The 22186-nt window shown below is 63.5% G+C and carries 24 protein-coding genes; 8 read left to right on the forward strand and 16 right to left on the reverse strand.

Annotation, left to right across the window (positions count from 1 at the left end):
* Window positions 1-64: 64 nt before the first annotated feature.
* Window positions 65-1012, reverse strand: coding sequence for a hypothetical protein (locus tag DRB19_RS11785; protein ID WP_114186234.1), 948 nt, complete (start codon window positions 1010-1012; stop codon window positions 65-67).
* Window positions 1013-1364: 352 nt separating this feature from the next.
* Here DRB19_RS11785 and DRB19_RS11790 point away from each other — a divergent pair, with 352 nt between their 5' ends.
* Complete coding sequence (locus DRB19_RS11790) at window positions 1365-2108, forward strand: DUF4336 domain-containing protein (protein WP_114186235.1); 744 nt, start codon at window positions 1365-1367, stop codon at window positions 2106-2108.
* 87 nt (window positions 2109-2195) lie between these two features.
* Window positions 2196-2996 carry an SEC-C domain-containing protein gene (locus DRB19_RS29905; protein WP_147021742.1) on the forward strand — a complete coding sequence of 267 codons (801 nt, stop codon included), beginning with the start codon at window positions 2196-2198 and terminating at the stop codon, window positions 2994-2996.
* 559 nt (window positions 2997-3555) lie between these two features.
* Here DRB19_RS29905 and DRB19_RS11800 read toward each other — a convergent pair.
* Entirely contained in the window at window positions 3556-4206 is a 651-nt protein-coding gene (locus tag DRB19_RS11800; protein WP_114186237.1) for a hypothetical protein, read from the reverse strand.
* Window positions 4207-4410: 204 nt separating this feature from the next.
* Window positions 4411-5388, reverse strand: coding sequence for a hemerythrin domain-containing protein (locus tag DRB19_RS11805; protein WP_114186238.1), 978 nt, complete (start codon window positions 5386-5388; stop codon window positions 4411-4413).
* 198 nt (window positions 5389-5586) lie between these two features.
* Between DRB19_RS11805 and DRB19_RS31485 the strand changes: the two genes are divergently transcribed.
* The gene (locus tag DRB19_RS31485; protein WP_114186239.1) at window positions 5587-6183 is read left to right on the forward strand and encodes a YidB family protein; all 597 of its coding nucleotides are present in this window, start codon (window positions 5587-5589) and stop codon (window positions 6181-6183) included.
* Window positions 6184-6266: 83 nt separating this feature from the next.
* Window positions 6267-6578 (forward strand): porin, encoded by a 312-nt coding sequence (locus tag DRB19_RS11815; protein WP_114186240.1) that lies wholly within the window; start codon window positions 6267-6269, stop codon window positions 6576-6578.
* A 90-nt stretch (window positions 6579-6668) separates the two neighbouring features.
* Here the strand turns inward: DRB19_RS11815 and DRB19_RS11820 are convergent, their stop codons facing one another.
* The 3 genes from DRB19_RS11820 to DRB19_RS11830 all read right to left on the reverse strand — a co-directional run bounded on the left by DRB19_RS11820 (window position 6669) and on the right by DRB19_RS11830 (window position 7990).
* Window positions 6669-7049: a hypothetical protein gene (locus DRB19_RS11820; protein ID WP_114186241.1), complete on the reverse strand. Its 381-nt coding sequence runs from the start codon at window positions 7047-7049 to the stop codon at window positions 6669-6671.
* Window positions 7050-7191: 142 nt separating this feature from the next.
* Window positions 7192-7419, reverse strand: a complete 228-nt coding sequence (locus tag DRB19_RS11825; RefSeq protein ID WP_114186242.1) for a DUF6894 family protein — start codon at window positions 7417-7419, stop codon at window positions 7192-7194.
* Window positions 7420-7570: 151 nt separating this feature from the next.
* A complete protein-coding gene (locus tag DRB19_RS11830) occupies window positions 7571-7990 on the reverse strand; it encodes a hypothetical protein (RefSeq protein ID WP_114186243.1) in 420 nt (139 codons plus the stop codon).
* 1357 nt (window positions 7991-9347) lie between these two features.
* Here DRB19_RS11830 and DRB19_RS31490 point away from each other — a divergent pair.
* Window positions 9348-10316 (forward strand): hypothetical protein, encoded by a 969-nt coding sequence (locus DRB19_RS31490; RefSeq protein ID WP_174799947.1) that lies wholly within the window; start codon window positions 9348-9350, stop codon window positions 10314-10316.
* Between the two features lie 3 nt (window positions 10317-10319).
* Here DRB19_RS31490 and DRB19_RS11845 read toward each other — a convergent pair whose 3' ends face one another.
* Window positions 10320-10841 carry a DUF6790 family protein gene (locus DRB19_RS11845; RefSeq protein WP_114186244.1) on the reverse strand — a complete coding sequence of 174 codons (522 nt, stop codon included), beginning with the start codon at window positions 10839-10841 and terminating at the stop codon, window positions 10320-10322.
* 152 nt (window positions 10842-10993) lie between these two features.
* The gene (locus DRB19_RS11850; RefSeq protein WP_114186245.1) at window positions 10994-11812 is read right to left on the reverse strand and encodes a hypothetical protein; all 819 of its coding nucleotides are present in this window, start codon (window positions 11810-11812) and stop codon (window positions 10994-10996) included.
* Window positions 11813-12194: 382 nt separating this feature from the next.
* Between DRB19_RS11850 and DRB19_RS11855 the strand changes: the two genes are divergently transcribed.
* Window positions 12195-12350, forward strand: a complete 156-nt coding sequence (locus DRB19_RS11855; protein WP_114186246.1) for a DUF1127 domain-containing protein — start codon at window positions 12195-12197, stop codon at window positions 12348-12350.
* Between the two features lie 168 nt (window positions 12351-12518).
* The gene (gene trmFO, locus DRB19_RS11860) at window positions 12519-13949 is read left to right on the forward strand and encodes a methylenetetrahydrofolate--tRNA-(uracil(54)-C(5))-methyltransferase (FADH(2)-oxidizing) TrmFO (protein ID WP_114186247.1); all 1431 of its coding nucleotides are present in this window, start codon (window positions 12519-12521) and stop codon (window positions 13947-13949) included.
* Between the two features lie 7 nt (window positions 13950-13956).
* Here the strand turns inward: trmFO and DRB19_RS11865 are convergent, their stop codons facing one another.
* From DRB19_RS11865 to yajC, 5 genes are read right to left on the reverse strand one after another with little or no spacing between them, the layout of a single operon-like run.
* On the reverse strand, window positions 13957-14805 hold the full coding sequence (locus DRB19_RS11865) for a phytoene/squalene synthase family protein (RefSeq protein ID WP_114186248.1): 849 nt from the start codon (window positions 14803-14805) through the stop codon (window positions 13957-13959).
* Between the two features lie 2 nt (window positions 14806-14807).
* Complete coding sequence (locus tag DRB19_RS11870) at window positions 14808-15194, reverse strand: Mth938-like domain-containing protein (RefSeq protein ID WP_114186249.1); 387 nt, start codon at window positions 15192-15194, stop codon at window positions 14808-14810.
* Between the two features lie 4 nt (window positions 15195-15198).
* Window positions 15199-16137, reverse strand: coding sequence for a protein translocase subunit SecF (gene secF / locus DRB19_RS11875; protein WP_114186250.1), 939 nt, complete (start codon window positions 16135-16137; stop codon window positions 15199-15201).
* 12 nt (window positions 16138-16149) lie between these two features.
* Complete coding sequence (gene secD, locus DRB19_RS11880; protein ID WP_114186251.1) at window positions 16150-17757, reverse strand: protein translocase subunit SecD; 1608 nt, start codon at window positions 17755-17757, stop codon at window positions 16150-16152.
* Window positions 17758-17794: 37 nt separating this feature from the next.
* On the reverse strand, window positions 17795-18073 hold the full coding sequence (yajC, locus tag DRB19_RS11885; protein ID WP_174799949.1) for a preprotein translocase subunit YajC: 279 nt from the start codon (window positions 18071-18073) through the stop codon (window positions 17795-17797).
* A 337-nt stretch (window positions 18074-18410) separates the two neighbouring features.
* Between yajC and DRB19_RS11890 the strand changes: the two genes are divergently transcribed.
* Window positions 18411-19295 carry an ATP-binding protein gene (locus tag DRB19_RS11890; protein WP_114186253.1) on the forward strand — a complete coding sequence of 295 codons (885 nt, stop codon included), beginning with the start codon at window positions 18411-18413 and terminating at the stop codon, window positions 19293-19295.
* 185 nt (window positions 19296-19480) lie between these two features.
* Here DRB19_RS11890 and DRB19_RS11895 read toward each other — a convergent pair whose 3' ends face one another.
* The 3 genes from DRB19_RS11895 to surE all read right to left on the reverse strand — a co-directional run bounded on the left by DRB19_RS11895 (window position 19481) and on the right by surE (window position 22185).
* On the reverse strand, window positions 19481-20584 hold the full coding sequence (locus DRB19_RS11895; protein ID WP_114186254.1) for a M23 family metallopeptidase: 1104 nt from the start codon (window positions 20582-20584) through the stop codon (window positions 19481-19483).
* 117 nt (window positions 20585-20701) lie between these two features.
* Window positions 20702-21406: a protein-L-isoaspartate O-methyltransferase family protein gene (locus DRB19_RS11900; protein ID WP_114186255.1), complete on the reverse strand. Its 705-nt coding sequence runs from the start codon at window positions 21404-21406 to the stop codon at window positions 20702-20704.
* Between the two features lie 17 nt (window positions 21407-21423).
* The gene (surE, locus tag DRB19_RS11905; RefSeq protein ID WP_114186256.1) at window positions 21424-22185 is read right to left on the reverse strand and encodes a 5'/3'-nucleotidase SurE; all 762 of its coding nucleotides are present in this window, start codon (window positions 22183-22185) and stop codon (window positions 21424-21426) included.
* Window position 22186 lies beyond the last annotated feature (1 nt).

Raw genomic sequence — 22186 nt, forward strand, 5'->3', positions numbered from 1 at the left:
AGGCGCGGCCGTTAACGCGTCGCGCCTCGCTCGATGCCGTGCGTGACAGAGCAAGACCGTTACTTCAGCGCGACGACGAACTGTTCAGCAGGCCGCAGAGCCCCTTCAGGTCGCTCTCGTAGCTGTCCGGAGAGGCCAGGACCACAGCGCAATTGCGCCGAAGCTGCTGCTTCTGGCCAGCGCTCATGTTTCTCAACCCGGCCGCCACGCTGCCGGCCGGCGCAGGAGCGACCGAGGGCGAGCGCGGATTGACGCTGCCGGTCGCAGACGGGTTGCGGGTGGTCCCGCGTGTGGAGGTGCCTGTGGAACCCGCTCCAACGCCTGGCCGAATGCCACCGGTTCCCCCTGGAACGACGGAGCCGCCGCCCGACGTGCCCGAGCCCCCGATACCAAGGCCGACCCCGGCCGTCGCACCGTTCGATCCGCCAACATTGGCCCCGCCACCGGCACTGATGCCGCCAGACCCGCCGATGCTGGCGCCGACCCCGGCCCCAATGCCGTTCGAGCCCCCCGCATTGGCCCCCGCCCCAGCATTGACCCCATCGGAGCCGCCGATGCTGGCGCTAAGGCCCGCACTCACGCCCGCTGAGCCACCCACATTCGCGCCCGCGCCGGCCGAAACGCCGCCCGAACCGCCCACATTCGCACCACCCTCGGCCGAGACGCCGCCGGATCCGCCCACATTGGCTCCGGCTCCGGCGCTGGTCCCGCCCGCGCCGCCGATGCTTGCGCCGCCTCCGGCCGAGACACCGCCGGACCCGCCGACATTCGCGCCTGCACCGGCATTGACCCCATCGGAGCCGCCAATACTTGCGCCGACTCCGGCCGATATGCCGTCAGACCCTCCAATACTTGCACCGACGCCAGCCGACACACCATCCGACCCTCCGATGCTCGCGCCCCCACCTACCCCGACCTGCGCAACCGACGGATGCGATACGAGACTGGCCACGAGGAGCGCCGCGACGGCGCAAACCGGTCCTTTGTAACGGCTATAGAGAACTCCGCTCATATGTACCTCCTATGGATGAGACCGACCGTCTCAATCAAAAGTAATAATCCCTAGGGGCTAGATGTTCCGTCCTGCTTCAAGAAATTTTTCCGGGTTTACTATTATTTACTGATCTGACACCGCAAAAACTGCGGCCGCAGAAGTATTCACCCGAATTTTATAACTATGTTACGTAACATTAAAGTTGTTAGTCATCCTGCCAACGGTGGTCGCCTGATGGCCGGCGAAGTCCGCCGTATGCGCCCCGAGATATTATCGTAGAGCAATAAGGAAATTCCCTTTGGACCGCGTTGATGAAGGACAGATAGCTGAGGTACCGGAGCCCCGACCCGGCCTCGGGCAGGAGATGACGATGGCCTCCGATCAAGACGTGACCTACCCTCCCGTGGATGTCCTCAAGCCTGTCGCGGAGAATATCTGGATCGTCGACAGCGGTCCGCAGCAAGCCATGGGCCTGTCGCTTCCGGTGCGGATGACCGTGATCCGGCTTGCCTCGGGTGACGTGTGGCTCCACTCCCCGACGCGGTTCAATGCGGAACTGCGGCGGGAGATCGAAATTCTCGGCCCCATCCGCCACATCGTCGCCCCCAACGTGGCCCACTGGACGCATCTCAAGGACTGGCAGAGCCGCTGCCCCGCCGCCGTCACATCCGCCGCGCCGGGCCTGCGCGAACGCGCCCAGGTGAAAGCCGCTGGCCTGCGCCTCGACCGCGACCTTACCGACGCTCCACCGGATTCATGGGGTGACGAGATCGACCAGACCATCATTCCAGGCGGCGCGGGCTTCCATGAAGTCGCCTTCCTTCACCGGCCCACACGCACGCTCATCCTGACCGATCTCATCCAGAACCTCGAACCGCACAAACTGTCCCTCGGCACGCGCCTCTTCGCCAAGCTCACCGGCGTGCAAGCACCCGACGGCAAGGCTCCCGCCTACCTCCGCCTCGTCATCCGCATGCGCCGCCACGACGCCAGGGAAGCCGTCTCGCGCCTCGTCGCCTGGGCCCCCGACCGCGTCATCTTCAGCCACGGCCGCTGGTTGGAGCGGGACGGGACAGAGCAGATGCGGCGGGCGTTTCGGTGGTTGTTGGGGTGACGAAGAATGAGCTGTGAATTGCAGCCCGATACATAAAGAGCTACAAATAAGTATAAAGAGAACTGCCAAACTTATCCAGGTGTACCGGTGGCTGATAGAGAAGATCAGTATGAATTAACGCAGGAGGATTTCGAGCAACAGCTTGAAGATCAGCTGCAATTCCTAGAGAACTCAGCAAAAGTTTATGATGACGGCTTTGAAAGCGAAGCGAAACGGCTTGCTGTCACACTTCGAGTTTTGCTTCACGATACGCGATCATCGACGAGCGTTCTCACGCACCTAGGAATTAAAAACCAGCCATTCCTCGACACAGCTCTAAAGGATCCACACTCAGAGACACCTGTATTGAAATCGTATTCTGGTCTTGTCGCTGCGTATTCTGGCCCCGAAGGAGCAAGATTCATACCGCACCTTGATACCACCGCATCAACGTCACGTCTGGTAGATTTCGAAACTTGGTGGACACAACCTGTCATCATCGACACAGAGAGTCGTAAGCTCTCACGCGCAGATCTCATCCGTACCGCTGCAGATCAGGATGGTGGCAAGCATGTCGATGCTCGCTTGAACAGGGCATATGCGGAAATCAGCAGAAAAAACTCACTCCAGTGGTTCTCTGGCCGATCTGAAGAGTTTTCTCCGCTACGTGGAGCTGAAGGTGCTTCCATTCGTCAGATCGCTCACGAAGTATTAAAAACTCTTCGTCCCAACTATACCAAGGCTACTACTCACGAAACAGGCTTCGCCGTTAGCGGATTTGAAATAGTGTTCTCGCCGTGTATTCCTGATAGTGCGTCTCGAATAATACCTCAGGAGATGCGGCGGAATGAGTGTTGCTATTGTGGTAGCGGTCTTAGATACAAGCATTGTCATGGCCGGACTTCGTAATAGGTGAAAGACCCGCTCATTCGCATGTTTTGCCCAGGACTAGTCATAGCAGCATTAAGATGACAGCATTGGTGGTAGCAGTAGAGCGTCGCTATCACTACCCTCGCCTTGTCATCACGATAGTCCAGCACCAGCCACACCACGACGATCTCCCGCAACCCCCGCATCACAATCCACGTCACGCCGAGCACCGTCACAGGAATGGCGACGACCCACAGCACTTAAATGCTCTCCGGCCATGTGTGGAATTTCGAGAGCCAATCGGCCACCACGCTGTAAGGCTGCTCCATCGCGAACTCCCTTGAGTGAAGCGACCACCAGCCGGGCTGGTGGTCGGGGAGTTGAGAAGCCGCCTGTAGACGACCGCGATGACCTTTAGGCTTTCGCCCTGGACATGCGCCATCGCCTCCCCGGCCGTAGCTGGGAAGGCATCGTTGCGGCCAATGCCGGCCGCTACAGGAGGGGTTCTCACGCCCCGGAGCCGGGTGCGCCCGGTTCCACGGTCAGGCTTAGCATGGGCGACAGGCGGATCAAAGCCGGCCTGTCGCGTCGGGTACGCTCACGATGGAGGCGGTACGGCGGGCGGGTCGGCCGGGGATGCCTCCCGGCCCTTCTCGCCCAGCAGCCGGCGCAAATCTTCGCTCAAGGTATCAGGGGCGATCGTCGCATATTGGGCGATGGTGATGCAGCGGTTCTCGATGCTCGCCATCACGACGGCCGAGGCCGTGCCGCGGGCAGCGTCGGGCTGCATGCTCGCCGGGCTGCGCCTGCCATCCGGTCCGTCCGGCTCGTCCTTCGTCAGTGCGATGACATACCAGACGTTTCCGGTCTTCGCCGCTTCCTCCAGGGTGCGAATGCGCTGCTTGGCCTCGTTCAGGGCCTTGCGGCGCTCTTCGATCGACTCGGCCCGGGTGAAGCCGAGATTGGGAGGCGTATCGCCGCTTTCCCCGTAGGGGTGGACGAAGTTCAGCGTCATCCGCAACCCGTCTACCTTCACCTCCTTGACCGGAAGGGCCGTTGCTTCTCTCCGGCCTTGGACGAAATCCCGAACCGCCACGTCGCAGGACCTGAACTCGTCCTGTTCCTGCGCAAGCTGATTGGGCGGGGCGCGCTCCGGTGTGGAGGCGCCGCGCTTTCTGGGTGATGCGCCCTCGGCTCCTGCGGTGAGCGCTGCGGCGCATGCAATTGCTAGAAGGACAACACGTTTCATGGCTCAATCCCCCCTCAACAGGAGGAACGCCGCCAACTCGGCCAAAGGCCACGCTGCCGTTCAAATGTCGCCAATCCCATCCGAGAAGGCTGCCGCGCTTGACATATCAACGCGTCGGCCAGTTCCCGGTTGCTAACCCGTTGGGATGGAGCCCGATGCTCCTTCCCGCAACCGGTTGCGTTCGGATTTGGCGGGCGCCCAGCGTTAACGCCCGTCCGGTTTCAGGGAGCCGCTGTCGTGGCCTCCCGTGGAGCCGCCTCCGGTGCCGATGGATCCCACCGACGCGCCCGGGCCTCCCCCTGGCGCCACACCGCCGGGCTGCAATCCGGTCGCAAGGCCGGACGGCGGCCGGGGCGGATTGGCGGAGGAGAACCCAGTGTTGGAGGACGCGCCCGCTCCGCCCGTGCCGGAGGTGGTTCCGGGCATGGGAGCAGCGGCCTCCCTGCCCATGGCCGAACCGGTGGAGGTTTGCCGGGCGGAGGTCTGGCCGGTGAATGTTTGGCCTGAGGTGCGGCTTCTCTCGAGGCTCGTGTCGACCACGCCGCTCTGAAGGGGGAACGGCGGTTCCGGGCGGCGGCGCGCCGGACGGAGCGGGCCTGCATGTTTCGGACTCTGGCGGGCCATGCCCCAGCCAATCGCGGCCCCAATGGCCACCACGCCGCCAAGCACGCCGAGAACGGTTCCGGTCGATAGGCCATAGCGGCCCGGCATCAGGGCTTCCGGCAGGTGCCAGCGGCGGGACTGCAAGGACGCGATCTTGGCGCGCTCGAAGGAGCGCCTCAGGGTGTCGGTTTCCTGCGGCGCGAGGGTGGTCCTGGCGATCATCAGAACACCATGCTCCTCCCGGTCGAAATGGTTCGTCAGCGCGCTTTCGAGCTCCTTGAAATCCAGCGCCCAGGTCCGGCTGTTCTTGTTGGGATAGGCCGCAAGCCCGTGGAGACGGTCTCGGATCTCCTCGTGCTGCTGCGTGAGTTCGGAGAGATGCTGACTGGTTTGCGGATGGTGGGAAAGCGCAGGGTAGAGAACGCTTTCCATCGCGCCGATATGGCGCTCCACTTCGTCGTCGAGATCCTCGAACAGGTTCGCGCGGCTGTTCGGTCCGCCGCCCGTAGCGCGCAGGACCTCACGACAAAGCTCCCTGATGTTTGCGTGGTCGGCCGAAACCATCTGCCAGAGATCCATGACGCGTCTCCTGTTGTACCGTTTGATTTTCAGCCAGTGAACGGCTTGGTCGCGCGGCTGTTCCGCCCATCTTCCGGGTAATGGCCGTTCGAATGACCCAGCGACCCGGTCGCCTGCACTCAAGGTTGCAACCGTTCGCGCCCTCCTCCGTTTGCAGAGCGAAGGTTTCCGCAAGGATACAGGAAAAGGAACGATACCATGGGTTTGCTTGATCAAGTGCTCGGCAACGTTCTCGGCTCGCGGCCGGGCGGCGGAATGATGGGCGGTGGCATGGGCGGTGACGCTCTCGGAGGTCGCAGCGGCGGCGGAGGCATGTCGCCCCTCGTGATGGCCATCATTGCCCTGCTGGCCCAGAAATCCATGGGCGGTCGCGGCTCATCCGGCGGCGAGCTCGGCGATTTGCTGGGAGGCGGCGGTTCCGGTGGCGGGCTTGGCGGCCTGCTGGGAGGCGGCGGAGGCGGCGGCCTGGGAGGTCTTCTGAGTGGCCTCGGGGGCAGCGGCGGGCTCTCGGGCGGCGGCCTGGCTGGCGGCCTCGGAGGATTGCTCGACAGCTTCAGCCAGTCCGGACATGGGGACATCGCCAATTCATGGGTGGGTCCGGGTGAAAACCGTCCCATCGCGCCTAACCAGCTGGCGGATACCCTCGGGCCCGATACGGTCGACCAGCTGTCGCAGCGGACCGGCATGCCGCAGCAGGATTTGCTCTCGGAACTCTCCCATGTGCTCCCGGGCGTGGTTGACCAGCTGACGCCGCAGGGGCGCCTGCCCAAGGAGGACGAGCTCCACCAGTATTGAGCGGAGCCTCGGCGCAGGCCTACCGGCATTTGCCCTCCCGGGCGGCGGGAGGATGCGCTACCATGAGGTCCGGAGGTCGGACCATGAGATTGGCGCTTCTTGCCGCCTGTAGCGTCTTGCTGATCGCTCCCGCCGATGCGGCCCCGCTTGAGCGCGCACGCGGGGCCGCACCTCGAGCGTCCGCCTGCCCGCCCGGCTTTGCGGCCCTGGAGGGTTCGGATGCTTGTGTGCGGATCAGCGGCCGGGTGCAGGCGGAAACCATATTCGGCTCGCCACGCACGCGCGATTCCCATGCCTTTGGGACCCGCGCCGGCGGGCGGATCCAGCTCGAAGTCAGGAAGCAGACGGAATACGGTCCGCTTCGCGCCGTGGTTCGCGGAGAGGGTTTCCGCTAGCCGGATATCGACCGACCATCTGCTCAACAAAAAAGCCCCGCCCGGCAATATCTGCCGGACGGGGCTTGAACAGACTATGGGATGACGAGCTTAAGGCTTCGTATTGCCGTAGGTGCCCGGATTCGTGACCTGCGAACCGCTGGCGTTCGGAACCGGCGCAGCAGCGCCTGACGGCGCCATGTTCACGGAGCCGGTGGACGACGGATTCATGCCAGGCTGTGCTGTCGAGCCATAGGAGCACGGATTGTTCGCCTGCGAGCCGCTTGCGTTCGGAACCGGTGCGCAGGGAGCGCCCGAGTTCATGGCTTGGCCCGGCATCGCCGATGGCATGCCTGGGCTGGCGGTGTTGCCGTAGGTGTTGGGGTTCGTCACCTGCGAACCGCTGGCGTTCGGGACCGGCGGAGCACTTTGAGCCATCGCCCCGGCGGTGCTGAAAGCCAGCGCGCCAAACGCGAAAAGAATGCGACGCATATCGTTTCTCCATGGTTGATCAGCCAACAGGCTGGTTGCCGTGTCGGTCCGGGGTGCAACGCAGGGATTAGGACAAAGTTTCGATATGCCGCCGTGGGGCGATCACAGTATTGGGATGACGGTCGACTAGGTTAAGGACCGGTCAGTGCACCGTTGTCTTGAGATCCACCGACAGAAGAACCGTGCCTTGCGGACACACAACATCAAGGTGCCAGCCCATCCACTCATCGGTAAAACCGTCAAGCTCCTGCCGCAGTTCTTGAATGGCCCTCAGCGCTTCCGTGCGCGCTGTTTCCAAATCGGCAACCTCGACGCCCGTGTCGTCGAGAATTGCATCTTCGCCGTTCACAAGATGAAAGTAGCAGCGCATCTGCGGCCTTCGTAAACAGGAACAGCCTCATTTGCTGCCTGCTTCGATCCATTAGCAAATCCAGCTAACCTATGTAAAGGTTCACAACAGAACCTTATCTATTCCTGCGTTGCATGGCTTAAGAATTAAGAATAACGCGCCGCCGCAAAAACTATTCGCCGCTCGCGTGTTCCACTGCATCCAAGGAAACCAGGCCGTCTGTGGACACCCACCCGACATCGGGCTGAGCACAATGGACCAGATAGACGCGCCCCTCGGCGATTTTCTCGACCCTGCATGGGACAGCTCTTCTTTCACCGGCAGGCCGGTAGACCACAATGCTGCCGATCTGGAGACGGTCATTGGTCTGGGAAGCAGCGTCTACCGCAGGCGCGGCGGAGTGATCCGTCGCCTCAGTGCCCTTCTGGCTCGCCCGCAATCGGTCAAGAGCAGCGATCGCCACGCGCGCGCGGTCGCGATACCGGTCGCCGACAGCCCTGACCAACGGACCCGTGGTACGGCCAGGATACCAGGATGATCCGCCGACTTTGGCGAGTTCCTCGGCGACTGCTTCTACTTCTTCCTCCGTCATCTCTGTTTCAATCCCATTTCAAAGCGCGGCACAGATCGCATGATGCAACGGCTATATTGTCGCCCACGAAGGTAATGGAAGAGTTACCCTTGATATATTTGAGTTTTAAATCGTCTGAAAAAATACAGGGATAGGGAAGTCAAACAACATCGCTTCTACCTAACGTCGACAACTGTGCCGTGCGCTTGCCAAGTTTGGTAATACTGCACGTTATAACGGTAACAATACATGAAAATACGGGCATTTTTCTGCAGGACAGCATCACTCGATGATGAAGCGCGGCAGCAGGAGGTTTTCCGTTTCTGCGCGAGCTAAGACGCTGCGCGAAGGCGGCAACCATAATGAGACGCGTCGCCTGAACCGGTGATCTGATCACGCTGCCGAACCGGCGCGCAGATCTCACCTCTCTTAGTCGATAGCGGCTTCCTCAAAGCTGACAACCATCATTCAGCTCACGGTGCTGCGGACTGAACACGAGCGGAGTCCCGTTGGGATCGTCAAGGCCGAGAGCACCGGAAATCAGACGCTGGTCGCATGGGATCAGCCTAAAGTCCTTCTGAGGCAAGCCAAAAGGCTCAGACTAACGTCCCCATTTCTACAAATAGTCTTACGACACTGGTACTAATCCCATATCTCCGCAATGCATAGCTGAACTTGTCCTAGAATAAGACCGTTATCCGCCTGAAGCGGTATTCTCAAGAATACTTCCAACATTGTGGAGTCGTCATGGAACTTCGGCTGTTTGTCGGGGCATTAGCCCTTTTGTCTTCAACTAGTGTCTTCGCGGCCGATTATCCGAGTCGAGCATCGGCGCGCTATGGCGTTCCCGCCTACTCCGAAAGGAGCGTGGTTCCGCGGCCTTCCGTGGCCCGGACTCGGGACGTGAGGCCCGCCGATACGGCCAGAGCGCGGACGGCCGCGCCGCGCACTCGCGCACTTGCCGGCCCGCCGGCTTCGGCTGTCGCCAGGACCGCAGCCGCCCCGCTCTACACGGAGAACGTGGAAGCATCTTACCGGCACAACTGTCGCCCGGTGACGATCCGAGGCTTGTTCGGGCCGCGTCATGTCTGGGAGTGCCCATCGGTTTCGGGCATCCGAACGGGAGCCATCGCGCCCACCGGACTGATCAATACCGACCGGCAGCGAGGCGACGGGCCTCGCGACGGGACGGGCTCTGCCGGACCAGCACCCTCGGCTCCTGGCCCAGTTGCAGGCGGCCCGAGCAATCCGTCCAACCCAGGTGCGGGTGGAGGCTCGTCCGGTGGAGGCTCATCCGGGAATGGCGGCGGCGGAGCCGCGCCGAGCGGAGGTGGCGGCGGCCCTGTAGGCGGTCCCGGCCCTAGCGCCGGAAACCCAGGTGGAAACACAGGCGGCGGGACAACCAATCCCGGCGGTGGAACGACTAACCCCGGCGGAGGAACCACAAATCCCGGTGGTGGAACGAACCCGGGCGGAGGCACAAATCCCGGCGGCGGAACGAACCCAGGTGGTGGAACGAATCCCGGCGGCGGCCATCACGGTGGCGGACACCATGGTGGCGGCCATCACGGCGGTGGACACCACGGTGGGGGCCATCATGGTGGTGGCAACCACGGTGGCGGTCACGGCGGCAATGACGGCGGTGGTTATGGCGGAGGCCATGGTGGCGGCCACGGCGGCGGGTATGGTGGCGGCCACCATGGTGGCGGTCACGGCGGTGGCAAAGGCGACGACGGCAAAGGCGGTGGTCGGGGCGGCAAAGGCGGCCATGGAGGCAACGACGGCGGCGGTTACGGCGGAGGTCAAGGCGGCAAAGGTGACGATGGCGGCAAAGGCGGCGGCCGTGGCGGGAATGATGGTGGCTACGGCGGCAACCACGGCGGCGGTTATGGCGGCGGTCACGGCGGTGGCAAAGGCGACGACAGCAAGGGCGGTGGCCGGGGTGGCAATGACGGTGGCGGCTATGGCGGCAGCCACGGCGGCGGCAAAGGCGGCGACCGGGATGGCGGCGGCCGAGGCGGTAACCACGGTGGAGACCGAGACGGCGGCAAAGGCCACGATGGGGGTCGAGGAGGAAACCATGATGGCGGCGGCCGTGGTGGCAACAACGGCAACCATGGCGGCGACAATGACAGTGGCGGTCGAGGCGGCAATCACGGCGGTGGCCAAGGCGGAGGAGGTCATGGGGGTGGCGGCAATAGCCGGTAAACTCCCAGACCGTGTCAAAACTGAAGGGGCGCGCCATGCGCCCCTTTTTCTTGTTGCTGAAACCGCCGGTTATGCCGTGCCCGACCGGTATCCCCGTCCAGAGCCCGCCGGAAGACCGGCGCGTACGAGGGCCGGCTAAACTCTATGCGCGAACGACGGGAGACAGCGCATAGGCTCTCTGCATCCATAGCAGGCTCATCCCAAACAGGGGGAGCAGGATATCGGAATAGAAGATGATGCCCGCGTTGCCCGGGGCGTAATTGTGCGCCTCCACCATCTGCACGGCATGGCCAGCGGCAGCGCCCCACAGGAAGCAGCCGGGACCGAGGATCGCCGCAAGCCTGAGACCCGCGCCGCCCCTAAAAGCCAGGAATGCGACGGCCGAATATCCCAAACTCGCGAAGCCAACTTCCTTCTGGAAGGGACTCGTCTGCCAGCCAATGAACGCCGCCGCCGTCTCCGAGAAGAAAACGTGCATGACGAAGTTGTAAAGGAAGCTCACCCCCAACGAGAAAAACAGGAACCATGACAGAAGCGCTTCCACGACCGCGGGCCGCTCCCATGGCCGCGGCCTTCGCGCCATTGATGCCAGCGCTGCGATCAATCCAATGACGAAGAGCGTCAGCGTGAAGTTGCTGAACAAAAAAACAATCGCCTGCCGCATGTGGTCTTACGCCCCTCGGTCGTCCGTTGCGCTGCGATTGTGACGCCTCGGGTTCGTGCTCGCAACCGGCCGTCAAGCGCCGCTGTGTTGCTCACGACCATGAAAAAGGGCCGGTCTCCCGGCCCTTTCGCGCATTCCATTAGGTTATGCTTTTACTGGCCCGTGCTCTGGCTGGAGCCACCGCTCGAAGTGCCAGAGGAAGAGCCGAACGAAGACCCGCCTTGCTGCTGCAGGCGCATGTTGGTCGAACCGCTTGTGCCGGTGGCACCGCCGCTATTCATTTCCGTGCGGCTGCGGGTCGAGACCGAACCGGTCGCGTCAGGAGCCGACGAGCGCTGACGAGTCGTGACGTTCACGTCATTGGACTGGGTGCGACGCTGTTCGACAGAGACTCCGACGCTGGGAGAAACGTCCCGGCGAACACTCGTGCGACGCACGGACACGCTGGGCTCATCCACCTCGTAGCGGCGGACAGTCCTGCTGCGACGGACCTCAACCGGCTCGTCGACAACCTGGTAGCGGCGCTTCTTTGTCACCACCTTGGTGTTGGGCTTCTTCTTTTTCAGCACGACCTTCTTGGATGTAGGTTTCTTTTTAACGACGGTCCGCCGGACTTCGGTATCCGGCTCCTCATAAGTCGTCACAGACCGACGGCGCGTCACCGACACGCTCGGCTCCTCCACCTCGCGCACCGTACGGGAGCGCTGAATGGACACGCCGGTTCGCTCGCGGGTTTCGACATCCATGCCAACCCGAGGATTGCTGTCGGTCCGAGCGCGGATGTTGGATTCCGTGCCGACCGACTGGCGGCGCGAGGAACTCGTGTTCTCGGTCTCGCCGCCCGACTGCGCGCGGATCGTCGTGCTGGCGCCCGTCGAAGATTCCGATGTGGACTTGGTATCCACGGACGTTTGGGCAAAGGCGGACGTGCTCAACAACAGAGCCGCCGCCCCAAGGGCGATCTTCTTCATCACTTCATCTCCTGCAAAGCAAAAACCGCGTATTGCCAAGAAAAAACGCTCGCTGACGGCCGAGGTTCCAAGCCATGAAGAATATATACTGGCATTCACTTGAAAGGCGAAGATGAATACATGTTCATCTAGCTGAATGCTCTTTGGCGGGCTGATCGGGCGACCCATTACCCGGGCGACTATTTGGATCAAGGGCTCAGGATCGGCATGCCCAGGGCGCAGGACCCGTTAACTTGGCCTTAAGGTGCCATGCTACTAAAGCATAACTGCCCTACACTATTACCACTCCTCGCGGGCCTGACCCGCACTTATATGCTGCATTGCACACGCAAGAACAAAGGCCTCCGGTCGATCCGGGCCGGTACACTGTTAGGAGCTTCCAATGTTCGTGACCTACATCCTGTCTAAAGTCCGCAACTACCTGCGTTACCGCGAGACCGTCCGCGAGCTTTCGGTTCTCACCGACCGCGAGCTCGATGATCTGGGCATCTCCCGCTTCCAGATCGACAGCATCGCTCGCGAGCACGCTGCCGCGTAATAATTTGCTGCATCGCAGCAACTGCCTCGCCCGCCCCTCCGGCGGGCGTTTGCTTTTGGGGATGCCGACGGAGGTAGGTCTCGTACCGTCGGAGATTTTACCGCAATAGGAGCGCCTGCTTCATCAAAGCCAGTTGATTGCAGGCTGCTCTCTGCTTAACCCGTTCCCATGAGCACTGTGAAAAGCACTCTCGAACCTGTCCACGTCATCGGCGGAGGCCTTGCCGGGTCGGAAGCCGCCTGGCAGATCGCCCAGGCGGGCGTCCCCGTCGTCCTGCATGAGATGCGCCCCGTTTGCCGAACCGATGCGCATAAGACGGATGGTCTTGCCGAGCTCGTCTGCTCCAACTCCTTCCGGTCCGACGATGCCGAAAGCAACGCCGTCGGCCTTCTGCATCAGGAGATGCGCACCCTCGGCTCGCTGATCATGGCCAAGGGCGACGCCAACCAGGTGCCTGCGGGCGGCGCGCTGGCAGTCGACCGGGACGGGTTCTCGGACGCCGTGACGGCAGCGCTTGAGGCCCATCCGCTCGTGACCATCGAGCGCGGGGAAGTAGCCGGACTGCCGCCGGAGGAATGGTCCTCCGTCATCGTGGCGACCGGCCCTCTCACCTCCCCGGCCTTGGCCGAGGCGGTCCTTGGGCTGACAGGCGAGAAGGAACTTGCCTTCTTCGACGCCATCGCGCCGATCGTCTACCGCGAGTCCATCAACATGGACATCGCCTGGTTCCAGTCCCGCTACGACAAGGTTGGACCGGGCGGCACCGGCAAGGACTACATCAACTGCCCCATGACCAAGGAGCAGTACGAAGCCTTCGTGGACGCCCTGATTGGCGGCGACAAAACCGATTTCAAGGAATGGGAGGCCAACACCCCCTATTTCGACGGCTGCCTGCCAATCGAGGTCATGGCCGAGCGTGGACGCGAGACGCTGCGCCACGGCCCCATGAAGCCCGTAGGCCTAACCGATCCCAACAACCCAACCGTCAAGCCCTACGCGATCGTGCAGCTGCGCCAGGACAATGCCCTTGGCACGCTCTTCAACATGGTCGGCTTCCAGACCAAGTTGAAATACGGCGAGCAGGCCCAGGTCTTCCGCATGATCCCTGGCCTGGAAAACGCGGAATTCGCCCGTCTCGGCGGCATCCACCGCAACACCTACCTCAACTCGCCCAAACTCCTCGACAGCACTCTGCGGCTCAAAGCCATGCCGCGCCTGCGTTTCGCCGGCCAGATCACGGGCTGCGAGGGCTATGTGGAAAGCGCCGCCATCGGCCTCATGACGGGCCGCTTCGCGGCGGCGGAGCGGCTTGGGCAATCCGTTTCCCCCCTGCCCTCCACGACGGCGCTCGGAGCCTTGATCAACCACATCACCGGCGGCCACATCGAGACGATCGACGAAGGGCCGCGCTCGTTCCAGCCCATGAACGTGAATTTCGGGCTTTTCCCGCTGCTCGACTTTGCGCCGAAGTCTGAAGACGGCAAGCGGCTGCGTGGACCGGCCAAGGCTCTCGCCAAGAAGAAGGCGCTGACGGACAGGGCCAGAGGGGATCTCGCATCGTGGCTTTCCGGGACTCAGATGCCGGCAGCGGCCGAGTGAACCGCGTCTAGAACTTCCCTCGCCACAACGCCCAGATCCGACGCCATTGCGGCAGATCGACGGGCGTGGCGAGGGGATCGTAGTCCCGCCTGTCCATCTGGGTGAGATACGGTTCGACGAGCGAGAGCAGCCGGAATGCAGGGCTCCCCTCGGGCGGTATGGTCGGGCGCAAAATCCTGACCTGCTCCACATGCCTGCGGGCCACGGCGCGTAGATCCGCGAGAGCCGCACGAAGGCCCGGCCCTCCCCGGCCTGCCACAATGTCTTCCCGCACAACGCCGTGCCGCGCCAGGATATCGGCCGGGATAAAGACCTGACCTTGCCGCGCATGCCATGGAAAGGCGCGCAGCAGCCCCGTGATGGCATAGGCAACGCCCGCATGACCCGCCGCATCGGCGGAGCCGGGATCTTGGCCATCCATGAGGACGATACTGGAAAGCTGGATCAGGCTGGATGAGGTCTCGCCGCAATAGCCCTCGAGATCGTTCAGGCTCGGCATGGGGTCGTCGTAGAGATCGAAGACCCGCGCGTCGATCAGGTCGACGAGCGCCTGCCGGGGCAGTCTGAACTTGACGATGGTGTCATCGAGAGCCGCCGCGACCGGGTTGGCCCGCACATCGCCCCGGGTCTCTCCCTGCAGCGCGTCCCGCCACCATTGCAGGCGGATCTCGCCGATCAACGCCTCCCGCACGGCATCCCGGATGCGGGCGATCTCGAAGTTGAACGCGTACAGCGCGTGAAGATAGGGGCGCCTGTCGGCCGGTGCGAACAGGCTCGCCCAGTAGCGGTCGGGGTCTCCCTCCCGGACGAGGGATTCGCAATGCGCAAGGGCGAACCGGGCGGCGTCCTCCGCCATGGTCACGGCACCGCGATCAGGGCCGCACCGACCTTGCGGTTTTCAGCGAGCAGGATGTTGTAGGTACGGGCTGCGGAGCCCGTCTGCATGACCTCGAGCCTGATCCGTGCGTCGCGAAAATGCTGGCGCAGGCGTTCGGGAATGCCGGCAATGTCCGGTCCTGTGCCGAGCAAGAGCAGCTCAAGCGCGCTGCCCTCGGAGAAGACAGGCCCGAATGTCTCGATGCTCATCTCGGCCACAGAGTTGACCGACCAGGCCCTGATCCCCGAGGGCAGGAGAAGGATCGAGCCCTTATGCGACATCTCCGCGAAGCGAAAGCCGCCATTGCCGTAGGCGTCGATGGGGAAGCGCCCGGGAATGAACCCGTCATGGAGGCGGCCGTCGGTCATCAGCTTACTCCGCCGCCGCGACCTTGCCCTCCGGAACCTTCGCAGTCTCGGAGCTGCGCAGGCCGATATAGATCAACATGGGGGACGAGATGAAGATCGCCGAATAGGTACAGATCACGACGCCGTAGAGCATGACCTGCGCGAAGCCCTCGATGGCCCGTCCGCCGAAGAGCACCAGCGCCAGGAGCGACAAGGCCGTGGTGGTGGCGGTCATGATCGTGCGCGACATGGTGTGGTTGATGGAGAGGTTCAACAACTCCGTGGTCGGCATGGTCTTGTAGCGACGCATCAGCTCGCGGGTCCGGTCGAACACCACGACGGTCTCGTTCAGCGAATAGCCCACGATGGTGAGGATCGCCGCGATCGACGTCATGTTGAACTCATGACGGGTGATCACGAAGAAGCCGACCGTGAGCACGATGTCGTGCAGGGTGCCGATGATCGACCCGATGGCGAGCTCGCGCTCGAACCGGAACCAGAGATAGAACAGCACCGCGATGACCGACAGAACGATACCGACGGTGCCGGACTGCACGAGCTCGTTCGAGACGCGAGGTCCCACCGTCTCGACGCGCTGGAAGTCGTATTCGGGGCCGAACGTATCGCGAGCCCTCTGCACGACGGCGCTCTGCGCCGCCTCCCCGCCGGGCTGAATGGCGAAGCGCAGGGAGACGCCGCCGGCGGTGCCGAATTCCTGCACCTCCACCTCCCCGAAGCCGAAGGATTCCGCCGTCTGGCGTACCTTGCCGACATCGGCCTGCCCCGTCTTCGACTGGATTTCCATGAGCGTGCCGCCCTTGAAATCGATGCCGAAATTGAGGCCGACCGTCATGAGCATCACGACGGTCAGGACGGAGATGAGCGCGGAGAACGGCAGCGAGAAGCGCCGCAGGCTCATGAAGTCGAAATGGGAGTTCTCGGGCCAGAGACGGACAAGGCGCACGATACTGACTCCTTAGAACGGAAGGGTTTTGGGACGCGCCCAATGATACCAGAGGGCAATCATCATGCGCGTCAGGGTAACGGCCGTGATGACGGTCGTCAGGATGCCGAGAATGAACACCACGGCGAAGCCGCGCACAGGGCCGGAGCCGAGGAAGAACAGGATCACGGCGGCAATCGCCATGGTGCTGTTGGAATCCACGATGGTCGCGAAGGCCCGCTCGAAGCCAGCTTGAACGCCGGACACGATGGAGCGCCCCGCCTTCACCTCTTCGCGGATGCGCTCGTAGATCAGCACGTTCGAGTCGACGGCCGTGCCGATGGTCAGAACGATGCCCGCAATGCCAGGCAACGTCAGGGTCGCCTCCAGGACCGACATGAGACCGAAGATCAGGCCTACGTGCACCAGAAGAGCGATGTTGGCGATAAGGCCGAACAGGCCATAGGTGGCGAACATGAAGATCATGACGAGGATAGCCGCCACATAGGTAGCCATCTTGCCGGCTTCGATGGAGTCCGCGCCGAGACCCGGACCGACCGTGCGCTCCTCGACGATGGTGAGCTTGGCCGGCAGCGCGCCTGCGCGCAGCAGGACCGCGAGATCGTTCGCCTGCTGGACGCTGAAGCGGCCCGAAATCTGGCCCGAGCCGCCCGTGATCGCGGACTGGATCGTGGGCGCGGAGATCACCTCGTTATCGAGCACGATGGCAAGCGGCCGGCCGATATTCTCGGTGGTTGCCTGGCCGAAGCGTTGCGCGCCGCGGATGTTGAAGCGGAAATTGACAATGGGCTCGTTGGTGCGGCTGTCGAAGGCCGGCTGCGCATCCACGAGATCGCCGCCTTCGACGATGATCTGACGCTCGACGGGGGTAAGCTGTCCGCCCGCATCGCGCATGGGCAGCATGTCCACATCCGCCGCGCCCTGCTGGCCAAGCAGACGGAATTCGAGCTTGGCCGTGCGCCCGAGGATGTCCTTGAGGCGCTGCGGATCCTGCAAGCCCGGAACTTGGACCAGGATACGGTCGACGCCCTGGCGCTGGATGTTCGGCTCGGTGGTGCCGAGCGCGTCGACACGCCGGCGCAGGACCTCGATGGCCTGATCCACGGCGCGGCGGACTCGCTCGTTCACGCCGGCTTCCGTGAAGTTCAGGGTGATCAGCCCCTCCGGCGTCACCGCCACGTCGATGTCGCGGTTTCCGGTCTGGCCGATGACCGCGTTGCCGATGGGCTGGGAGAGCTCGCGCAGGCGGGGCAGGAGGCGATCCCTGTCGCCCGCGTCCGGCACGCGCAGCTGTGCGCCGCGCTGGGTCATCTGAATGCCGCCCTGGGGCGACACGCGGGTCTCGCGCAGGATGCGTCGGATGTCGTCGCGGATCTGCGTGCTTTGCGTCCGCAAAAGGTCCGGCACGTCCACTTCAAGCAGCACGTGAGAGCCGCCCTGCAGGTCGAGGCCGAGAACGATGGCGCGAGACGGGATCAGCCATGACGGCACCCATCCCGGCAGTGAGCGTTGGAACGCGTCGCGCGTCTCGCGGGTCATCGTGCTTGGAACTGCAAGGAGCAATCCAATGACGATAATCGCCATGGTGGCGATGATCTTGGACTTCGAGAAGCGCAGCATCGTCAGTTCAGCCTTTCTGCAGGATCGGGCGCGTTCGTCAGACCTTGACCGGTTCGCTCTTGGTGCGAACTTCGGAGATCATGGCCCTGGCGACCTTGACCTTCACGCCCTCGGCGATTTCGACCTCGATGTCGGCCGAGTCCTCGAGAACCTTGGTCACCTTGCCGATGATGCCGCCGGAGGTGACCACCGTGTCCCCCCTGCGCACATTCTTGATCATTTCCTGATGCGCGCGCACCCGACGCTGCTGCGGCCGGATGATGAGGAACCACATGATGACAAAGATGAGGATGAAGGGGACGAATTGCAAAATCATATCCGTCCCCCCTGCGGCGGGGGCCCCTTGCGCGAAGGCGGGTGAAATGAACAAGCGGCTCTCCATGGATAAAGGCGCGAGGCGGGCCTGAACCGCCCACCCGCGCCGGTCGGGATTAGAAGCGGGGCGGACTATACCCATCGACTCCACGAAATCAATGAAGTTGCGGGGATTTCCAAAGCCTGCGTCGATAGACGCTGCGGCAGCGTCGCAGCTGAGCCGTTTTTATCGGGTTGGAACTGGCTCTTCTTCCGGATAGGCCGCATTTTTGGCGGTGAACCGGATCCCCTTCGCCGGAAAAATACTCTAAGCACCTCTTTCCCACGTTGATGACATCATGGTCGGTACCTTGGACGCCCTCACCTCCCCCGAATCCCTGGCTGTTCTGCAGCGCATCGCCGACGCCCTGGAGCGCCTTGCCCCCGCCGCCAGGCCCCAAGCGGATTTCTCCGAAGCGGACGCCTTTGTCTGGCAGGCGGCCAGCCGGAGGCTGTCCCCCGTGCCCAAGGTGAGCCGGGTCGAGATGAGCCTGCTGCGTGGGATCGACCGGGTGCGGGATACCCTGGCGGAGAACACCCAACGCTTCGCGAGGGGCCTTCCGGCCAACAACGCCCTGCTGTGGGGAGCGCGGGGCATGGGAAAATCCTCGCTCGTGAAAGCGGTCCATGCCGAGATCAATCACGCCCGGCCGGACGAATCGCGGCCCCTGAAGCTGATCGAGATCCACCGGGAGGACATCGAGACCCTGCCGGACCTGATGGCTTTCCTCCGCCCGGACCCACACCGCTTCATCATCTTCTGCGACGACCTTTCGTTCGACGCGGACGATACGTCCTACAAGTCGCTGAAGGCGGTGCTGGAAGGCGGGATCGAAGGCCGGCCGGAGAACGTGATCTTCTACGCCACCTCGAACCGCCGCCATCTCCTGCCGCGGGACATGATGGAAAACGAGCGTTCGACCGCCATCAATCCGGGCGAGGCGGTGGAGGAGAAGGTTTCCCTATCGGACCGCTTCGGTCTGTGGCTCGGCTTCCACAAGTGCAGCCAGGACGAATATCTCGACATGGTCTTCGGTTATATCGATCATCTGGGGCTCGAGGGAGACCGGGAGAGCATTCGGGCCGAGGCGCTCGAATGGGCGACGACCCGCGGTGCGCGGTCGGGACGCACGGCCTGGCAGTTCATCCAGGACCTGGCAGGCCGCTTGGGGCGGGCGATCTGAGCCTCGACCATCGGTCATAGCCGGGATCGTCTTCCAGCCGAGCCTCCCTGTTCCCTCCCCGCAAGGGGGAGGGAGGAGCGTGCGACCTGAAAGCTAGAACAACAAAGGGACGGTGGCTGAGCTCCACCGTCCCCTCGTTTAACCAGCCCACGGGTCGCGCAGGCCGGTCGGAACAGAATTCCTGGTTAACCGCCGAGATACTTGACCGGGTCGACCGGGGTCGAACCTTTCCGGATTTCGAAGTGCAGCTGCGGCGAGGTCACGTTGCCGGTCTGGCCGGAGGTGGCGATCACCTGGCCGCGCTTCACCTGCTCTCCCCGCTTGACGTTGAGTGAACCATTGTGGGCGTAGGCCGAGACGTAACCGTTCTCGTGGCGAATGAGGACGAGGTTGCCGTAGCCTTTCACCTCGCTGCCCGCATAGGTGACGGTTCCGGCCTCGGCGGCCTTGACCGGGGTCCCTTCGGGAACCGCGATGTTGATGCCTTCGTTGCCGCCATTGGCGCCGAAGCCGGCGATGACGCGGCCACGAGCCGGCCACCGGAAATCACCGGAGATGCTGGCGGTCTGTTCGGGCTCGGGCGTCGGAGCCTTGGCGGCCTCCGGCTGCGCCACCGGCGCGGGAGCCGGAGCAACAGGCTGCATCGCGACGGGCTTCACAGGCTGGGGCTCGATGAGCGCCGCCACCTTGGGAGCCTGGACGGGCTTGGGCTCGACCACAGGCTGAGGAGCGGAGACCAGGGGCTGGGCCGAGGCCGTGACAACCCTCGCCGGCTCTGCCTTCGCGGAAGCCCGCTCGAACTTGGCAGGCAGGGGCTGAACCTGAGCGGTGGAGATCATACCAGGACGAGCGCGCTTGGGCGTCTCGATCGGCTCGACGGGCTTGGCTGCGGCCTTCGAGTTGTCGACGAGACGGAACTTGGGCTGAGGCGCCGGCTGAACGGCGGCCGTCTGCATGGGTGACGCGGAGCGCGTTGGAGCAGGCGTATAGGCGGCCGGGGCGGCAGCGGTTCGCGTGGGCTGCGAAAGAGGCTGGGACTGCACGGGCGGCAGGGCCTGGGCATGAACGGATGGGGTCGGCGTTGCGGCGGAAGCGTAGGGCTGAGCCGGTGCGGACGGAGCGGGCTCGCTCGATGCCACTCTCTCGCTGGACGCAAACGGATTGGAGAATGGATTCTCGGCAAACCGCATGGTGTCCGTACTACAGGCTGCCGCAGTACTGCCGATCAACCCCACCAGAGCGATCCGCGAAACCGCGATCCATTGCCCAGAACCCACACGCAAACGCATGACACTTACACCCCAACCACACGCAACTCGATGAAGCCATTAAAAGCCGATTCAGGTTAAGCAACCGTTGCTGTGGTGCTTTTATTCGTAACCTTGACTGGATTTTTTCGAGGCTGCTCAAAGGGTCGTGGCGACGCCGGTCACGAGCGGCGCGATCCGCAGATTCGCGCCGGGCTCCTGTCGCAACTCACCGTCTTCCTGGCGGTCGATGCGGACCAGGCGCGGCGCCCCGCCGGCGCTGAGAGCCCCCACCAGGCGTCCGCCTGGCGCGAGCAGCGACGTGACAGAGGACGGGACGGCGCCGACCGCGCCGTTGAGCAGGATCCGGTCGAACCTGTCCCGCGGGCGCGCCGCCAAACCATCTCCGACCTCGAGGCGGGTTCCGCTAGCCTCGACGATCCTGAGGTGCTGCGCGGCGCTCTCGGCTAGGGTGTTGAAGCGCTCCACCGAATGAACCTCGGCCCTGAGCTTGGCGAGGAGCGCCGTGACGTACCCCGTGCCGGTTCCCACCTCCAGCACGCGCTGCCCGGGCTGGACCCCGAGCGCCAGGAGCATCGCCGCGACCGTTCGGGGGGCGGTCATGGTCTGGCCGCAGGGAAGCGGCAGGGCGACATCGGTGCGCGAGAGGTCGGAGAAGCGGCGCGGGGCGAACACCTCTCGCGGCACCAGCTCCATGGCGCGCAACAGAGCGATGTCGCGGATGCCGCGCGCCCTCAACGACAGAACGAACGATGCGGCCCCGATGGCCTGCTCGTCCACACGGTGGTCATCCGGCAGGAAAGGAAAATGGATCGGCCCTGGTCCCGGATGATGGTCTGTCATGGTTCCGCCTCGCCTCCTCAGTCGAAGGCCTGAGCGTAGCGCGTCAGCGTCGGCTCGTCAGTCATGTCGAGGCGCAGGGGCGTGATCGCGATGCGGCGATTGGCGATGGCCCAGAGATCGGTGCCGTTGCCGGGAGTGAACGGACGGCGCTCGAAGGCGATCCAGTAATAGGGATTGCCGCGTCCGTCCTGCCGCTCGTCGAGGCGAAGGAGCTCCTGCGCCCGCTGCCCCTGGTTCACGACCGCCGAGCCTTCCACGTCTTCCGGCTCGCAATCCGGGAAGTTGACGTTGACCAGAATGCCCTTGTCGATCCCGGTTTCGAGGATCTTGCGAATGACCTTCGGGCCGTGATGCTCGGCGCAGTGCCATTTGAGCGAATTGCGGCTGCCGGCCCCATAGGCCTGCGAGAGCGCGATGGACGGGACGCCCAGGATCGTGCCCTCGATGGCTCCCGCGACAGTGCCGGAATAGCTCACGTCCTCGGCCACGTTCTGGCCGCGGTTGACGCCGGACAGGACCAGATCGGGCTTGTGCTCGCGCATGAGCTGGCGGATGCCCATGATGACGCAATCGGTCGGCGTGCCTTTGACGGCGAAATGCCGGTCCGAGATCTCCCGCAGGCGCAGGGGATCGTTCAGCGACAGGGAATGAGAGACGCCGCTCTGGTCGGTTTCCGGGGCGACGACCCAGACGTCATCTGACAAGGCCCTGGCGATGGCCTCCAGGGTCTTCAGGCCAGGCGCATGGATGCCGTCGTCGTTGGTGCAGAGGATGCGCATG

Origin of the sequence: Microvirga aerophila, assembly GCF_003332305.1 — a bacterium.
Lineage (GTDB): Bacteria > Pseudomonadota > Alphaproteobacteria > Rhizobiales > Beijerinckiaceae > Microvirga > Microvirga aerophila.

Excerpts from the sequence above, each read along its gene's own strand:
- DRB19_RS11785 (WP_114186234.1), bottom strand. The coding sequence starts at position 1,012 with ATGAGCGGAGTTCTCTATAGCCGTTACAAAGGACCGGTTTGCGCCGTC.
- DRB19_RS11790 (WP_114186235.1), top strand. The coding sequence starts at position 1,365 with ATGGCCTCCGATCAAGACGTGACCTACCCTCCCGTGGATGTCCTCAAG.
- DRB19_RS11800 (WP_114186237.1), bottom strand. The coding sequence starts at position 4,206 with ATGAAACGTGTTGTCCTTCTAGCAATTGCATGCGCCGCAGCGCTCACC.
- DRB19_RS11805 (WP_114186238.1), bottom strand. The coding sequence starts at position 5,388 with ATGGATCTCTGGCAGATGGTTTCGGCCGACCACGCAAACATCAGGGAG.
- DRB19_RS31485 (WP_114186239.1), top strand. The coding sequence starts at position 5,587 with ATGGGTTTGCTTGATCAAGTGCTCGGCAACGTTCTCGGCTCGCGGCCG.
- DRB19_RS11815 (WP_114186240.1), top strand. The coding sequence starts at position 6,267 with ATGAGATTGGCGCTTCTTGCCGCCTGTAGCGTCTTGCTGATCGCTCCC.
- DRB19_RS11820 (WP_114186241.1), bottom strand. The coding sequence starts at position 7,049 with ATGCGTCGCATTCTTTTCGCGTTTGGCGCGCTGGCTTTCAGCACCGCC.
- DRB19_RS11825 (WP_114186242.1), bottom strand. The coding sequence starts at position 7,419 with ATGCGCTGCTACTTTCATCTTGTGAACGGCGAAGATGCAATTCTCGAC.
- DRB19_RS11830 (WP_114186243.1), bottom strand. The coding sequence starts at position 7,990 with ATGACGGAGGAAGAAGTAGAAGCAGTCGCCGAGGAACTCGCCAAAGTC.
- DRB19_RS11845 (WP_114186244.1), bottom strand. The coding sequence starts at position 10,841 with ATGCGGCAGGCGATTGTTTTTTTGTTCAGCAACTTCACGCTGACGCTC.
- DRB19_RS11850 (WP_114186245.1), bottom strand. The coding sequence starts at position 11,812 with ATGAAGAAGATCGCCCTTGGGGCGGCGGCTCTGTTGTTGAGCACGTCC.
- DRB19_RS11855 (WP_114186246.1), top strand. The coding sequence starts at position 12,195 with ATGTTCGTGACCTACATCCTGTCTAAAGTCCGCAACTACCTGCGTTAC.
- trmFO (WP_114186247.1), top strand. The coding sequence starts at position 12,519 with ATGAGCACTGTGAAAAGCACTCTCGAACCTGTCCACGTCATCGGCGGA.
- DRB19_RS11865 (WP_114186248.1), bottom strand. The coding sequence starts at position 14,805 with ATGGCGGAGGACGCCGCCCGGTTCGCCCTTGCGCATTGCGAATCCCTC.
- DRB19_RS11870 (WP_114186249.1), bottom strand. The coding sequence starts at position 15,194 with ATGACCGACGGCCGCCTCCATGACGGGTTCATTCCCGGGCGCTTCCCC.
- secD (WP_114186251.1), bottom strand. The coding sequence starts at position 17,757 with ATGCTGCGCTTCTCGAAGTCCAAGATCATCGCCACCATGGCGATTATC.
- yajC (WP_174799949.1), bottom strand. The coding sequence starts at position 18,073 with ATGATTTTGCAATTCGTCCCCTTCATCCTCATCTTTGTCATCATGTGG.
- DRB19_RS11890 (WP_114186253.1), top strand. The coding sequence starts at position 18,411 with ATGGTCGGTACCTTGGACGCCCTCACCTCCCCCGAATCCCTGGCTGTT.
- DRB19_RS11895 (WP_114186254.1), bottom strand. The coding sequence starts at position 20,584 with ATGCGTTTGCGTGTGGGTTCTGGGCAATGGATCGCGGTTTCGCGGATC.
- DRB19_RS11900 (WP_114186255.1), bottom strand. The coding sequence starts at position 21,406 with ATGACAGACCATCATCCGGGACCAGGGCCGATCCATTTTCCTTTCCTG.
- surE (WP_114186256.1), bottom strand. The coding sequence starts at position 22,185 with ATGCGCATCCTCTGCACCAACGACGACGGCATCCATGCGCCTGGCCTG.